The sequence below is a fragment of the uncultured Mailhella sp. genome (assembly GCF_944324995.1).
Classification (GTDB): Bacteria; Desulfobacterota; Desulfovibrionia; order Desulfovibrionales; family Desulfovibrionaceae; genus Mailhella.
This window is the reverse complement of sequence record NZ_CALUYL010000029.1, coordinates 26,184-39,529: the sequence shown is the minus strand read 5'-3', so window position 1 is coordinate 39,529 and position 13,346 is coordinate 26,184. Positions and strand designations below refer to the sequence as shown.

Sequence of the window (13,346 nt, the reverse complement as noted above, 5' to 3'; positions counted from 1 at the left end):
CCCATCGTCTAGCCGGCCCAGGACAGCGGCCTTTCACGCCGTCAACGGCGGTTCAAATCCGCCTGGGGACGCCAAATTTGAGTACAATGAAGAACGCCAAGATGCATAACGTCTTGGCGTTCTTTGTTTTTATCACCGGTATGTTTTCCCAACGTCTTGATGCATCCGCTGTCGCCCAAACATGTTAGGGGATGGATGTCCGCAGAAAATGTCGTATGGTATTTCTGGTAGCTGCATGAATAGCTGCGCGGAATCAAAAATATTTTTATCCATGTGGGTATCTCTTCGTCCAACGACAGCCAGGGAGTACCCATGCCTCTTACCGATACCCATATCCGCAGTCTGAAACCCGGCCTGAGGCCCCGCAAATATTTCGACGGCGGCGGTCTGTTTCTCTTCATTCCCACCAGTGGAAGCAAGCTCTGGAGAATGGCCTACCGTTTTGACGGAAAGAGCAAGCTGCTCAGTTTCGGGGAATATCCTACAGTATCTCTCAAGGATGCCAGAGAACGCCGCGAAGACGCGAAGCGTATGTTGTCCAAAGGTATCGACCCGTCAGGCTACAAACCGTAGTTGCGGCAGGCAGGGGAAGCGGAAAAGTCCTTCGGGCGGAGGCTTTCTTACCGAGAGCCTTATTTTTCAAGTATCCGTCTGTGCTGGAAGAAGTCTTTTTTATTATTGAAAAGCTGAAAAAGGCGCTGGCTGTCAGGCATATTGTCCAGACAGAGAAGGAAATCATGAAACGGGAATTGGACTCGCTACGCACAAAACAGGCACGACTTGAAGCGGAATACACGCCCCACAAAAAACAAGGTCATGAGAAAAAAGCTCTGGAATTTCAGTTGAAGGAAATGAAGAGAAGCATGGTCGGCTATCGGGAATTTTTGCTTCTGCCGGAAATCAGACCGCTGCATCTTGAATTTGTGGAGCGCAAGCGTACAGAACAGCTCCGGCGTCAGGAAGAGGAACGGCAGCGGCGGGAGCAGAAAGCGCGGAACAGCGAGCGCTGGCAGGCAATGACCGCCGTGGTACGAGGATGCGCTAAAACATCGGCGGGAAATCTTCGCACAGGCCGAAGATATGGCCCGTCATGCTTCACGAAGTGAAGCATGGGCGACCGTCCCGATCGACCGAAAAGAGCAAAAGATCTAGGAGAACGTCAGTCATGAGCGTATTAGGATCATGGCTGACGTTTTGCAGAATAGAATTGCTCAATTGCAATTCTTTTAAATTTCGATACACTAATGCTTGTGGATCTCCTTAAAGTATTAGAACTTGTGAAGTTTGATAGAAAAGTTTATATTGCTAAATAAATACTAGAAAATTTTATATTTGATATAATTTTAAATATTGAACTGTATTAAAAATATTTAAAATTGTCATGTGATGTTTTATTAAAAATATTTTTCAATAAATTAATATAAATAATATGAAAATAATTAATACGATTCTTTATTGAGATTCTACTATAGTCGGTAACATGTGAAAGGAGCCGATGATGACGGAAGATATGTATAAGGATAATACCATGAACATGGTACAGGTTTCGGAATCAGAAGCTATAATAGAAGGTGAAGATACTAGTACTCTTCCGGAAGAAAAAGAGGAACGCATCACTCAACCATTTGATACACGTGCCATTCGTATTGATTCCAAGTCCGGCAATATGAATACACTGTTGGATCGACTGGAAAATGACGAAATTGATCTTGCGCCTGATTTTCAACGACAGGCGGGCATCTGGAATGAAAGGAACCAGTCTCGACTTATGGAATCGCTTATGTTGCGTATTCCTATTCCTGCATTTTATTTTGATGGTACCAACGATGAAAAATGGCTTGTTGTGGACGGATTACAACGTCTGACTGCTATTCGTCGTTTTGTTATCGATCAGAATTTGAGATTAAGTGATCTTGAGTATCTCAAGGAACATGAAGGTAAGACTTTTTCTGAACTTCCACGTCCTTTGCAACGGGCCATTCGAGAAGCGGACCTCGTCTGGTACCTTATCATGCCTGGTACTCCGGCAAACGTGAAGTTTGACGTTTTTCGCCGCATCAATACCGGTGGGTTACCGCTCAGTGCGCAAGAAATTCGTCATGCCCTCAACGGCAAGCCGGTGACTGATGTTATTAGGGTATTGGCGGAAAGTGATGCGTTTAAGAGAGCGACGGCCTGCGGTATTTCAGCCAAGCGTATGGATGACCGTGAATGTGTCACCCGGTTTCTTGTCTTTTCTGTTTTTCCTCCAGAGAAATATGACAAAGATGACTTTGATGCTTTCCTGAATACTGGAATGCGCTATCTGAATGAACATCCAGAACTTCTTGAAGATTTGCAACATCGCTTTCTGCGTGTTATGCAGGCGGCAGAACGTATTTTTGGCAATGATGCATTTCGTAAGCGTTATCACGCTAAGGCTACTCGTTTTCCTGTCAACAAAGCTTTGTTTGAGAGTTGGAGCGTTAATTTGGACGCTTGTACTGATGAAGAACTGAATATTTTAGAGCATAAAAAATATATTCTTAGAGATGCATTTATAAAACTTATGCAGAAAGACAATGTTTTTGATAAGGCAGTAACGCAAGGTACGGGATCTATTTCCAGAGTTAGATGCCGTTTTCAAAGGATTAAGGATTTGATTCGGGGGGTATTACATGATCAAGACTATGGAGCTGACAAATTTCAAATGCTTTCATAGACAACAGATTGCTTTTCGCCCTCTGACGCTGTTGACGGGGGTCAACAGTGCGGGGAAGAGCACTGTTATTCAGGCATTGCTCTTGCTGCGACAGAATCTTGCCCTTTATCGGGGAGATGCTGAATGGTGCGGCTTGTCGAAGCTCAGTAACGCATATGAAGAAAAAAGTCTGCAACTGGCTGGAGAGCTGGTAAATTTAGGTTTACCTGAGGATGTACTGCACAGTAATGCTGATGATGACGCTTTTGAAATTGGAATCGAGCTGGATAGAGCAAAGTTTTCACTGAAGGGTGTTCTCAATGGCAGTGAGCTGAACGCAGTATGGGATTTTGTTTCTGTCCCCGATGCTGTTTCTTTTCAGTATCTGCACGCAGAACGTCTGTGCCCGACAACGCTTTTTCCTATTCCAGAAGCAGGGCAGTTATCCTTCAATGCCATCGGCAACAAGGGAGAGTTTGCAGCGTATCATCTGTACGCTTTCGGTCAGACGAAAATTTTACATGCTGACATCTCTGGCCCCACTCTTCTGGCACCCGAAGCTGCCGGAAACTCTACGACGTTGCAGATGCAGACGGAAGCTTGGCTTTCCCAACTGGGGGCTCCGGTACGTATTCAGACAGAAAGACCATCAGGCACGGATACCGTGGTTATGCGTTTTTCTTTTCCAGATATTTCGCGTAGCTACTATCGTCCTACCAATGTTGGTTTTGGTTTGACCTATGCGTTGCCAATTTTTATCGCGGCACTGCGTGCTCCTGTTGGTTCTCTGCTTATTGTAGAGAATCCAGAGGCGCATCTTCACCCGAAAGGCCAAGCGCTTATGGGGCATTTTTTAGCACGTGCCGCAGCCTGTGGTGTTCAGATTATCATCGAAACACACAGCGATCATGTGCTTAATGGTATACGGGTTGCCGTCAAGCAAGGGTTGGTTGGTCATGAGGACGTGCAGATCAACTTCTTTCATCAGCATGATGGGGCAAGCTGCGTATATACTCCTCAAATCGACAGGGATGGGCATATCGATCAGTGGCCGGAAGACTTTTTTGACGAGTGGGACAAACAGCTCTCAGAATTGCTGTAGGAGGTAGGCATGGATCAAGTCTTCAATGAGCTATCGCTTTCGGCTTCACTACCGAATAACTATGCCGCCCATGATGCTCTTATGAACCTGAAAAGGGCTTCCGATAAATTGAGTAAACTGGGCTTTTCTACTCAGATCCGTATAACGGAAGATTTCGCCATGCGTCGAATAACGCCGGATTGTACGATTCATGAGTACTTGAGGCGTTCCGTCGGAGGACAAGAAAGAACATTACTGCAGCTGTTGCTACGTCGATTCTCAGGAGCGCCGTATGTGGAGCAGCTTTGCTCGGATGCAGGAATGACGGTTCTTGAGGAATACACGCTGGAACAAGACGTATGCAAAGGGTTGGCCTTGGCGTCACTCTGGAATATTCCTGCTTTGTCGTTAGGGGGAGATCGTCGTTTTGTACCGCCGTTTGTTACGCTAATACACAATAGTGTGGATGATGACGTAGAGTTTTTTGAGGAAGAGTGCAGTGTCGGCCTCATCTGCCGCGAAGAAGATGTTTCTTTTCATGAGGAAGACATTAAGGATCGACTGAGTATTTCGATTTCTACCGGAGAGGAGTTGCTTGAGTATGCTCGTGAACGACTGACTTCTCTAGCTTTCAGCTCGACGGCAGAAGATCAGCTTGCGAATATGCAGCGTGGGTATTTTTTACTGCCGCGAATTCGCACCATACTTGAAACCCTCCATAATTCTATGCAGGAAGCCGTGGATAGGCAGCAAGCCTTTTTACCTCAGGGATTCAGATATACACCGGCAGAAAGTGACACTGCTACTCAGGGCAAAAACAGACAGAAGCATACTTTTAGATTTGTAGAATCGGATGCACAGGGAAATACCATAAGTCGAGATCTGCTTTGCGAAGCTCACATGTATATTACTGATGGAGATCGCATTTATTTCACCTCTGATACTGGTAAGAAAATAGTTTATATTGGTCATATCGGCGAGCACTTACCTGGAAAGAAATTTGGTTAGGTGTAGTTTTAACTTGTTAAAAATTTGTTATATTAAATACTGTGATCTTTGGTGATTATATTATATGTTTTTGTAATATCAATATAGTCTTCAAAGTTTTTTCTCCTCGATAAAATTTTTTTCTTTTTTATAAAAGTCTTGCTCTACCAAATTAAGCTCACAATGGTCGTCAATGTGTAAATTTTATGTTGTCTATTGGCTTCCGAAGCCTTGTGTGCATATTCTTTAGAATGCTGTCTGTCCTAGTTCTTTTCATTGTCGATCTCAGCGTCACTTTGCAAAATTCATGAAACTATTGAGTTTGATACTGTTATTATATGCGCTCCTTTGGGAATAGGAGCCTCTATTTTCAAAATTTTTACGGATGATATTCCGTTTTATATCAAAAATAATGTTACTATCTGTATTTTCAAGAATATTTTTCATAATAGTATGTAGATTTTATATAACAAAAGAGCTATAAGCTTTTGCTTTCTTTTCTGTGGTGGGCTGTTTCCTTTATGAACGAAATTGTTTCGTATTTTTGCATTCTCTTCAAAAATTTTTTGTGTAAAATGAGCTGCTGTTCTATATCCATGTTCCAGCATGGGACCACAGTAAAAAACAAGAGAGGAAACAAGCGATAAGTCAGAAAAAGGATACAGTCTTCATCCCAGGCTTCGCAACACTTTTTTAAGGTTCTTTTTCGTTCTGGACGGAATTTGAGAGCTAACCTCTTTTAAAGAATTTAATGGCCAGCTGAACCGCTTTTATTCCGCCTGAGATATGCCTTCTGATTTCAGGGTCGGGCTCCATTTTTTGCGCCAGTGAGGAAAGAATATCCAAGGCAAGATTTGCCGCTTTAAAATCCGGCCGGTCATAGGGTTTGTTGTTCAAGGCAAGGTCAATGCTTTTAAGTACCAGCAAGCCTTCTTCCACTTTCGTGGTTTCCATATCGCAGAATTGCTTTGCCCCTTCAAGCGCATAACCTGTTATTTCAAGAAGATCGGAGACTTTCAGCTTGTCGTGATTTTCTTTATAAAGCTGAGTATTCGGAGAAAAGAGGATATTTTTTCCATAAATTTTAATGATGCTCTCTCTTGAAAAAGTTTGTGCCGACAATGAGGCGAAGTGTTCGGCAATGGCTGTTTTGAGCGCTTTTACATTATAACTCAGCTCCAAATCCGTCAGCAGCAAAAAATGTTTTCTTACTGCACGGCGTGGAGCAATGAGAGACGAGAACAGCTCAAAAGCCCGATCCGTTATTTCTGGAAAAATGACGGCTCTTTGAAGCACGGCGACCTGTTCTGTTCGAGAGCGAGGAGAGCTCGTCAGTATTTCAAATAATATGTGGTCGTTGTGTTTACTGTCGCTCATTTTGGAGAACCTCCATACGTTTATTGCGGATCCCCAAACACATATTTATTGTCAGAAATCCGTCTGCCGAAGCATTGACTATAGCAACTTTCTGGTTCCAGAAAAAGGCCTGCCGCATTTCCTCAAGTAATGTCATTCAGACAAAGAATGACGACAAGTTCAGCTTTTTGGCTTTGGAGATAAAGATGGATTTGTTGCTCATGGGATAGAAAAGTATCGTTTTTCTGGTCAAGACGAGCTGAGAAGGGAATTCTGATAACGCGAGCATAAGGGGCGGTGGCAACATGCAGAGATTTTACGCTGCTTTTGTCTCTTTAGCGTTATGATGTGTTTTTTATTGATATTCCATTATGTTAGATAATAAGAGATAGAGAAATGGGGAAGCTTGGCATGTTATGTTTGTTTCTTCGTAAAGGACGGTTTCCATTTTTGATGGAGATATTTTTGTGGGGATGATTGCTTGATAGTGTGTACTAAATATATTAATTCAGCGAATTATCTTATAAAATTTATCCGCCTGGGGACGCCAACAACAAATGATAAGCTCAGTTTTTGGGTTACAAAAATTGGGTTGCAATTTTTCCTCAGGAGTCCTTCTCTTGAGGAATTTTTGTTTTAAGCATTTTTCCCACTGAACCCTCTTAGAAAAACACGGCGCAGCGTCCTTTGCGGATGCTGCGCCGTAAACAATATGATTTTAATTGTTGAGGCTGTTAGCGGCCCGTGAGCATTTCCTGTTCTTTCGGATAGCGGGCTCCGACGATGGTGATCTGATCCAGGCGACGGCGGATGTCGTCCAGTTCGTCGGGTGAGAGGGAGAGGTCGGCGGCTCCCAGATTTTCTTCAAGACGCGCAACGGTTTTAGTGCCGGGAATAGGTACGATATTCGGCCCTTGAGCCAGCAGCCAGGCCAAAGCCATGCGCGCGGGCGTGGTGTGACGTTTGTCCGCCATAGTCTGAACAAGTTCCGCAATGTTCACATTATGTTGCAGATTTTGAGGGTTGAACCGCGGAATGGCGCTGCGAAAGTCGTCGGGGCCGAAGGTTGAATCTTTGTTGAATCGGCCGGCAAGCATGCCTTTGCCCAGCGGACTGAACGGCACAAAGCCGATGCCGAGCTCTTCCAGCGCAGGCAGAAGTTCCTTCTCCGGTTCCCGATACCACATGGAGTATTCGCTCTGTACCGCGGTGAGCGGACAGACGGCATGCGCGCGTCGGACCGTCTGCACGCCGGCTTCCGAGAGTCCCCAGCCGCGTATTTTCCCTTCCTTGATGAGCGCGGCCATGGTGTCGGCCACCTCTTCAATGGGGGTGTCGGGATCGACTCGGTGCTGGTAGTAAAGATCAATATAATCCGTGCCCAGCCTCTGAAGAGAGCCTTCCAGCGCCTTTCGGATGTGCGCCGGACGACTCGAAAGCGTGACGGGACGATTATGAGCGTCGTTTTGTCCGTGTTCAAAATCAAAGCCGAACTTGGTGGCGATGACGACCTTTTCCCGGAAGGGCCGCACGGCTTCCCCAAGCAGGGATTCATTGCTGAACAGGCCGTAGGCTTCCGCCGTATCAAAGAACGTGACCCCCATATCCACGGCTTTTCTGATGAGGGATATGGATGCATCTTTGGGAAGATAGGGCGGATAGCTTTGCGTCAGTCCCATGCAGCCGTAGCCGATGGCCGATACTTTCAGCCCCTGTTCTCCCAGCGTTCTGTATTTCATGGTTCGTTCCTTCGCTGCACGGCCCATGCCCGGAGACGGATGCCTGCGGACACGGGCTGTGCGTTCGTTATTTGTCTGCAAGGGTGTTGTGCTTGTCTCTGAGTTCGACAGGCACGGCTTCCAGAAGGATGCGGTCGGAGATCATGTCCTTGGTGGTGTGGAAATACTTCTGGAAGTGCGGCGTGTCGCGGTGAGTCTGATAGGCCGCTTCATCGACATACATTTCAAAGAAGGTCATCTTCGTCGGATCGTTCTTGTCGGCTGCGGCGTAAATGGCGATGACGCCGGGTTCCACGCGCAGCGCGGCTTCCATTTCTTCCTTTACGGAGTCCAGGAAGGCGGGGAGCTGATCTTTTTTGATCTGCAAATGGGCGATGCGGATGGAAGACGCCTGTGCATCCTTTCTGACGTCGGCGTAGTCGGCCGGGGTATTGTACCTGTCCCGAAGTTCGACGGGCACGAGTTCCAGAAGCACGCGGTCGGAGATCATGTCCTTGGTGGTATGGAAATACTTCTGGAAATGCGGCGTGTCGCGGTGGAGCTGATAGGCGTTTTCGTCCTTGTACATTTCAAAGAAGACCATGTTGGCCGGATTGTTCGCATCGGCCGCGGCATAGATGGCGAAAACGCCGGGTTCCACGCGCAGCGCGGCCTCCATTTCTTCTTTGACGGAGGCGGTGAAGGTGGAAAGCTGATCCTGTTTGATCTGCAGGTGCGCCATGCGTATGGATGCCGGTTCCGCGGCATGGAGCTGTTCTTCGGTAAGGCAGAGAGCCAGGATGGCCAGGGCTGCGAAGCGTATGATGGAGCGCAGTTTCATGAGAAATCCTCGCGGCGGAACGGATCGTCGTGATTCGTTCCGCAGGTTTGTCCGGTTGCGGAAAGGCGTTTTCCGCAACGGAGGGGAATCAGGAATGTTTTTTCTCGGAAAGAAGGACGCCGCCGACGCCTACATTGTCCGGGAGGTTTTCCTTGAGGAAGACATAGAAGGAGGCTTTGGGCATGTTCATGATGCGTGCTGCGGATTTTGTGAATTCCTCGACCAGCTGTTTCTTCTGATCCTTGTTCAAGGACGCGGCTTCAAGCGTGATGACGGGCATATGTTTTCTCCGGAAGTCGAGAAAGAATAAGGAATTACAGGCTGGCACCGAGGGCTCTTGCCGCAGCAGGATAGGCCGTGCCTTCGATATCCTTGCGGGCAAAAACATGCCTGGCCAGCACCACGCCCTGATCTTCCCAGGGAAGATACTGCTGGAGGACTTTATACTGCGCCATGACGGCATCCATGTTCCAGTCCGTATTGCTGCCGCAGGTGACCAGCATGGCCGTTTTCATGCGATGCTTTCTCAGCTCTTCGCGCCGGGGCATCATGCGGTCTATGACCGTCTTCAACTGCGCGGTCATGTTGTAGTAATAGAGCGGCGTAACCAGCACGAGCATGTCTGCGGAGAGCACTTCGGGAAGAATTTTCTGCATGGCGTCCTGCTGAATGCATTCGCCGTTATGTTCGCTGCAGTAGTAGCAGGCCCGGCAGGGGCCGACTTTTTCAAAGGCGGTGTCGAAGCGGACGACGGTGTGCCCTTTGGACGAAGCGCCGGCGATGAACTCGTCGGCCAGAAGAGCAGAGGTGCCCTGACGATGAGGGCTTCCGGTAAGCATGACGATTTTCATGGGATTTCCTTTGTTGTCGGTGAGAAGCAGATCGGCGGCGGAGGCGATGGTCGCGGGAGTCAGAGCAAGGGCCAGAGAGCCGCTTAATACTTTCAGCATGAAGCGTCGGGTTCTGACGACGCCCGTTCCGTCTGCCGTGTGTTCTGCCTTGTTTTCAGAGGGCATCGGCGTTTTTTGAAGAGAATGAAGGTTGTTCATACAGAGTCACCTGCGCGGCATGGAAGAGATGCATTGCTTTCGGAGTGTTCAGGGCAGCTTGTTGTAGTCTTCGTCGCTCACGGGTTCGTGCCAGTCGCTCCTGGTGTTTTCGCCCGGTACTTCCACGGCGAGATGGACAAACCAGCTGTCTTTCGCCGCGCCGTGCCAGTGTTTGACGCCTGCGGGAATGTGGACTACGTCGCCGGGATTGAGCTCGCGGGCTTCCTTGCCCCATTCCTGATACCAGCCGCGTCCGGCCGTGCAGAGCAGAATCTGTCCGCCGCCTCTGGTGGCCTGATGCGTGTGCCAGTTGTTGCGGCATCCGGGTTCAAAGGTCACGTTGCCGATGACGACGCCTTCCGTGGAAAGCATGTTCAGGTAGCTGTTGCCGACAAAGTACTGGGCATAGGCAGTGTTGGCTCCGCCGCGCTCGAACACGCCGGAAACGGCCGTTTCGGCGTTGTCTCTGGTATCACCGAATGCCTTTTTCACTTCTTTGGTTACGGCTTCGGCAAGAGCGGCGTGATTTTCCGGCGTGAGATGGATTTGATCGGGGCCCTGAGCAAAGGGCACGACGGTGGCGGCATCAAGGAAGAGCGCACCTGCCGATTCCGCCATGGGCTGAAGAATGCCGGGCAGAGCCTCGCTTTTGGCGAGAGAGCCTTCAAAGAAATCGGCGTAGGGACTCGAGGTCAGATTGAGTTTGGGAGGACAGACGACCAGCACCTGAGGAGCCGGGAACTTCGTCCGCTGCTGCCACTCTCCCTTTTTGACGATGGAAATAAGTTCCGTCAGGCTCGCCGCGATGTCCGAGGCGCTCTGGTTGCGATCCTTGCGGAAATCGTTCGTGCCCAGCATGATGACGACCATGTCGAGAGGCATGTGGGAGGAGAGGGCCGCCGGCAGATAGGCGGCTCCGTTCATGCCCGCTCCGGGAATGACGCCGGTGCCGGAGCGTTCCGGGCTGTCGATGCGCGTGGTGCGGCCGGAAAGACCTTCCACCACCACCTCATAATCGGAACCGAGCAGCGCGGCCATTCTGCCGGGCCAGGCCGTATCGAGGGGCAGTCGGCCGACGACGCCCTGAGCGTCTTCAAAGTAGCCGAAGGTATTGGAGTCTCCGAAGACCATGATGCGTTTTTTGCTCTCCGCCGCTCCTGCCGCGGCGGCAAAAATCGTCATGAGCAGGCAGCACAATGCGGTGATGAATATCGTCTTTTTCATGAGTCCTCCTCTTGTCGTGAACGTTATTCCTTAGCTTTGGATATATTGTCCGTATCGTGTTCTCAAAAGAGCATTTTTTATCAAAAAGTTGCCTTTTTTTGTCATCGCCTTCTCACGGGCTCCAAGGCGTGATAGAAAGAACACTATCCCTCCCGACAGGAAAACAGCCGACAAGGAGAATGACACATGGACAGCGACAGACAGGAACGCGTTGCGATGATCAATCGGAAGCTGAAAGAGGTGATTCTGCGGCACATGGAGACGCCGGATGCGCGTCCGTCCGCGATCAGCGGGCTGACGCTGGTGCGCCGGGACGAGACCAACAGTTCGGAACGCTGCTTTGAAAAGCCTCTGGCTTCCGTTGTCGTTCAGGGAAGCAAGCAGTCCACCATAGGAATGCAGCAATATGTGCTTCGGGAAAATCAGTGTCTTGTTTCCGCGGTGGACATGCCGAGCATCTCCTACGCGGTTGACCCGAGTTCGGAAACGCCGTTTCTTTCCTTGTTTTTTTATCTGGATAAAAAGATATTCACCGAGTTGATTTCGGAAATGGACCCGGAAGAGAGGCCCTCCTTTCAAGCAGGACGGGGTGTTGCCGTAGCCGATGCCGAACCGGATTTTCTGGATGCGCTGCTCCGGCTGGCCGAACTTCTGGACAAGCCGAAACAGATAGCCGTACGTGCGCCCATCATTATGCGGGAGCTTCATTATCTCTTGCTTATCGGTCCGCAGGGAAGCACGTTGCAGGGCCTGTACACCAGCGGTTCGCAGGACAGTCAGATAGTGCAGGCCATTTCCATCATGAAAAAGAATATTGCCGCTCCGTTGCGTATGGATGCCCTGGCAAAGCAGGTCAGCATGTCCATATCGAGCCTGCATCGTCATTTTAAAAGTATTACGGGTTTCAGCCCGTTGCAGTACCATAAGCAGCTGCGGCTCTATGAAGCTCAGAGGCTCATGCTTGTGGAGAACGAGCGGGCCGCCGCTGCCGCGCTGGCCGTGGGCTACGAGAGCGTGACGCAGTTCAACAGGGAATATAAGCGCATGTTCGGCGAGCCGCCGCATCGAGACATCACGCTTCGGCGCAGCGTTGCGGGATGACAGAGGGCGGATTTCGGAGACGAGCGAAATGTTTTCGGGAGGGCGGAGGAGTCGTGGAAGACGGCTCCTCTCTCTTTTTGCGACGAGATTTTCAAGCCGCATCGGCGTTTGGGCGAAATACGCGGTCGCCGCGCCGCAGGCATGATACAAAGGCCTGCCTGAACGATGTTCAGACCGGCCTTTGTCGGGTGCGCGGAGCGGAGAGAAGGCTCCGCACGTTTTTATGACGGCGATTTGTTATCCGGCGAGAAATCCCAGTCTGCGCAGCCAGGCGTCCACGTCCGCCTGCGCCTGTCCGACTCTTGATCCGCGCACTTCAAAGCCTTCCAGCATCCGGGCCTCGGGGCAAAGGCGTTGAAGATCCCGTTCGCTGCGTCCGAAGCGGCTTCCTTCATGCGTGCAGAAGGGGACGATGGTTTTGCGTCCGAGAGAATGGCGCTCAAGCAGGGTGAAGAACGGCATGGGCAGGGTTCCCCACCAGTTGGGATAGCCGATGAAGACGGTGTCGTATGCTTCAAGATTCGGGATGCCGGTGCTGATGTCCGGTCTGGCATTCCGCCGCTGTTCCTGCTGCGCCTGATCCACGACGGCGTCGTAGTCGGAAGGATAAGGACTGACGGTTTTAAGTTCCAGCATGTCCCCGCCGATTTTGCTGTGGATGTATTCGGCAAGGGTGCGGGTATTGCCGGAATGCGAGAAATACAGAATAAGCATGTTTTCTCCTTGTTTTTCTGCTGCCGATGCGGAGGATGCCTGAAGAAGCGAATGTGCGGCGCAAAGGGTCATCATTCCTGCGGAGGCGTATTTCAGGAAGTTGCGTCTGGAAAGAAGATGGAAGTGTTTGGTTGCCTGCTTCATGTCAAAGGCCTTTGCATTGCGGGTTATCGGGGGGAGCTTGGCTGTTCGTCAATTTCCAGACGCACGGAAACGTCTCCCTGCATTCGGGCAAGGCCGTCCATGCCGGACACTACGCGTCCCAGCGGCACAAGCCCTTCGGAATGCCTGAAGTCCCGGTAGAATACGGAAAGATTGCCCCACGGCGCATAGTAGGCAAACGTTCCTACGGAAGGATCGCAGCTTGAAGGAGAGCCTTTCGTGTTCAGCTTTTCGGAAAGGTAGCTGATTTTTTCCATGCCGCTGTAGTCTTCAAACGTCACGGTCATGGGCAGCCTGGAAAGCAGATCCCGCACAGCAGGATGATCGTCCAGCTCGACGACGGCCTGCTCTCCGTCAAACAGCATCTTTATTTTTTTCGCCTGCGTTTCTTCCGCTATGCAGATATCTGACAATCCGAAATGCAACAGCGCGA

At 49.8% G+C, this 13,346-nt stretch carries 15 protein-coding genes and 1 pseudogene; 7 read left to right on the top strand and 9 right to left on the bottom strand.

Features of this window, described 5'->3' with window-relative positions:
- The 6 genes from Q0K02_RS10915 to Q0K02_RS10890 form a co-directional block, all read left to right on the top strand.
- On the top strand, nucleotides 1-188 hold a 188-nt coding region (locus tag Q0K02_RS10915; protein WP_294488680.1), incomplete at its 5' end, for a hypothetical protein.
- A 124-nt stretch (nucleotides 189-312) separates the two neighbouring features.
- Nucleotides 313-573: an Arm DNA-binding domain-containing protein gene (locus Q0K02_RS10910; protein WP_294488677.1), complete on the top strand. Its 261-nt coding sequence runs from the start codon at nucleotides 313-315 to the stop codon at nucleotides 571-573.
- Between the two features lie 80 nt (nucleotides 574-653).
- The gene (locus Q0K02_RS10905) at nucleotides 654-1,106 is read left to right on the top strand and encodes a hypothetical protein (RefSeq protein WP_294488674.1); all 453 of its coding nucleotides are present in this window, start codon (nucleotides 654-656) and stop codon (nucleotides 1,104-1,106) included.
- A 422-nt stretch (nucleotides 1,107-1,528) separates the two neighbouring features.
- Nucleotides 1,529-2,701, top strand: coding sequence for a DUF262 domain-containing protein (locus Q0K02_RS10900; RefSeq protein ID WP_294488671.1), 1,173 nt, complete (start codon nucleotides 1,529-1,531; stop codon nucleotides 2,699-2,701).
- Nucleotides 2,658-3,782 carry a DUF3696 domain-containing protein gene (locus Q0K02_RS10895; RefSeq protein ID WP_294488668.1) on the top strand — a complete coding sequence of 375 codons (1,125 nt, stop codon included), beginning with the start codon at nucleotides 2,658-2,660 and terminating at the stop codon, nucleotides 3,780-3,782. Before Q0K02_RS10900 ends, Q0K02_RS10895 begins: the two co-directional genes overlap by 44 nt.
- Before the next feature lie 9 nt (nucleotides 3,783-3,791).
- A complete protein-coding gene (locus tag Q0K02_RS10890) occupies nucleotides 3,792-4,769 on the top strand; it encodes a hypothetical protein (RefSeq protein WP_294488663.1) in 978 nt (325 codons plus the stop codon).
- A gap of 708 nt (nucleotides 4,770-5,477) precedes the next feature.
- On the opposite strand, the gene Q0K02_RS10885 is transcribed toward Q0K02_RS10890, so the two are convergent.
- From Q0K02_RS10885 to Q0K02_RS10855, 7 genes and pseudogenes are all read right to left on the bottom strand, one after another.
- Nucleotides 5,478-6,125: a hypothetical protein gene (locus tag Q0K02_RS10885; RefSeq protein WP_294488660.1), complete on the bottom strand. Its 648-nt coding sequence runs from the start codon at nucleotides 6,123-6,125 to the stop codon at nucleotides 5,478-5,480.
- Between the two features lie 713 nt (nucleotides 6,126-6,838).
- A complete protein-coding gene (locus Q0K02_RS10880) occupies nucleotides 6,839-7,843 on the bottom strand; it encodes an aldo/keto reductase (RefSeq protein WP_294488659.1) in 1,005 nt (334 codons plus the stop codon).
- 67 nt (nucleotides 7,844-7,910) lie between these two features.
- Nucleotides 7,911-8,663, bottom strand: a complete 753-nt coding sequence (locus Q0K02_RS10875) for an antibiotic biosynthesis monooxygenase (protein ID WP_294488656.1) — start codon at nucleotides 8,661-8,663, stop codon at nucleotides 7,911-7,913.
- A gap of 88 nt (nucleotides 8,664-8,751) precedes the next feature.
- The gene (gene dmpI, locus Q0K02_RS12375) at nucleotides 8,752-8,943 is read right to left on the bottom strand and encodes a 4-oxalocrotonate tautomerase DmpI (RefSeq protein ID WP_363315682.1); all 192 of its coding nucleotides are present in this window, start codon (nucleotides 8,941-8,943) and stop codon (nucleotides 8,752-8,754) included.
- A 34-nt stretch (nucleotides 8,944-8,977) separates the two neighbouring features.
- Nucleotides 8,978-9,613 carry a flavodoxin family protein gene (locus tag Q0K02_RS10865; RefSeq protein WP_294488651.1) on the bottom strand — a complete coding sequence of 212 codons (636 nt, stop codon included), beginning with the start codon at nucleotides 9,611-9,613 and terminating at the stop codon, nucleotides 8,978-8,980.
- 147 nt (nucleotides 9,614-9,760) lie between these two features.
- Entirely contained in the window at nucleotides 9,761-10,150 is a 390-nt protein-coding gene (locus Q0K02_RS10860) for a cupin domain-containing protein (RefSeq protein ID WP_294488682.1), read from the bottom strand.
- 75 nt (nucleotides 10,151-10,225) lie between these two features.
- A pseudogene (locus tag Q0K02_RS10855) lies at nucleotides 10,226-10,843 on the bottom strand (GDSL-type esterase/lipase family protein); the annotation flags it as partial.
- Between the two features lie 279 nt (nucleotides 10,844-11,122).
- On the opposite strand from Q0K02_RS10855, the gene Q0K02_RS10850 reads away from it, so the two are divergent.
- Nucleotides 11,123-12,037 carry an AraC family transcriptional regulator gene (locus Q0K02_RS10850; RefSeq protein WP_294488648.1) on the top strand — a complete coding sequence of 305 codons (915 nt, stop codon included), beginning with the start codon at nucleotides 11,123-11,125 and terminating at the stop codon, nucleotides 12,035-12,037.
- Between the two features lie 237 nt (nucleotides 12,038-12,274).
- Here Q0K02_RS10850 and Q0K02_RS10845 read toward each other — a convergent pair whose 3' ends face one another.
- Complete coding sequence (locus Q0K02_RS10845) at nucleotides 12,275-12,751, bottom strand: flavodoxin (RefSeq protein ID WP_294488645.1); 477 nt, start codon at nucleotides 12,749-12,751, stop codon at nucleotides 12,275-12,277.
- 167 nt (nucleotides 12,752-12,918) lie between these two features.
- Entirely contained in the window at nucleotides 12,919-13,278 is a 360-nt protein-coding gene (locus Q0K02_RS10840) for a cyclophilin-like fold protein (protein ID WP_294488643.1), read from the bottom strand.
- Between the last annotated feature and the right edge of the window lie 68 nt (nucleotides 13,279-13,346).

Coding starts and splice junctions, on each gene's coding strand:
- Q0K02_RS10865 (WP_294488651.1), bottom strand. CDS start 9,613: ATGCTGAAAGTATTAAGCGGCTCTCTGGCCCTTGCTCTGACTCCCGCG.
- Q0K02_RS10885 (WP_294488660.1), bottom strand. CDS start 6,125: ATGAGCGACAGTAAACACAACGACCACATATTATTTGAAATACTGACG.
- dmpI (WP_363315682.1), bottom strand. CDS start 8,943: ATGCCCGTCATCACGCTTGAAGCCGCGTCCTTGAACAAGGATCAGAAG.
- Q0K02_RS10880 (WP_294488659.1), bottom strand. CDS start 7,843: ATGAAATACAGAACGCTGGGAGAACAGGGGCTGAAAGTATCGGCCATC.
- Q0K02_RS10845 (WP_294488645.1), bottom strand. CDS start 12,751: ATGCTTATTCTGTATTTCTCGCATTCCGGCAATACCCGCACCCTTGCC.
- Q0K02_RS10890 (WP_294488663.1), top strand. CDS start 3,792: ATGGATCAAGTCTTCAATGAGCTATCGCTTTCGGCTTCACTACCGAAT.
- Q0K02_RS10850 (WP_294488648.1), top strand. CDS start 11,123: ATGGACAGCGACAGACAGGAACGCGTTGCGATGATCAATCGGAAGCTG.
- Q0K02_RS10895 (WP_294488668.1), top strand. CDS start 2,658: ATGATCAAGACTATGGAGCTGACAAATTTCAAATGCTTTCATAGACAA.
- Q0K02_RS10840 (WP_294488643.1), bottom strand. CDS start 13,278: ATGCTGTTTGACGGAGAGCAGGCCGTCGTCGAGCTGGACGATCATCCT.
- Q0K02_RS10910 (WP_294488677.1), top strand. CDS start 313: ATGCCTCTTACCGATACCCATATCCGCAGTCTGAAACCCGGCCTGAGG.
- Q0K02_RS10875 (WP_294488656.1), bottom strand. CDS start 8,663: ATGAAACTGCGCTCCATCATACGCTTCGCAGCCCTGGCCATCCTGGCT.
- Q0K02_RS10900 (WP_294488671.1), top strand. CDS start 1,529: ATGAACATGGTACAGGTTTCGGAATCAGAAGCTATAATAGAAGGTGAA.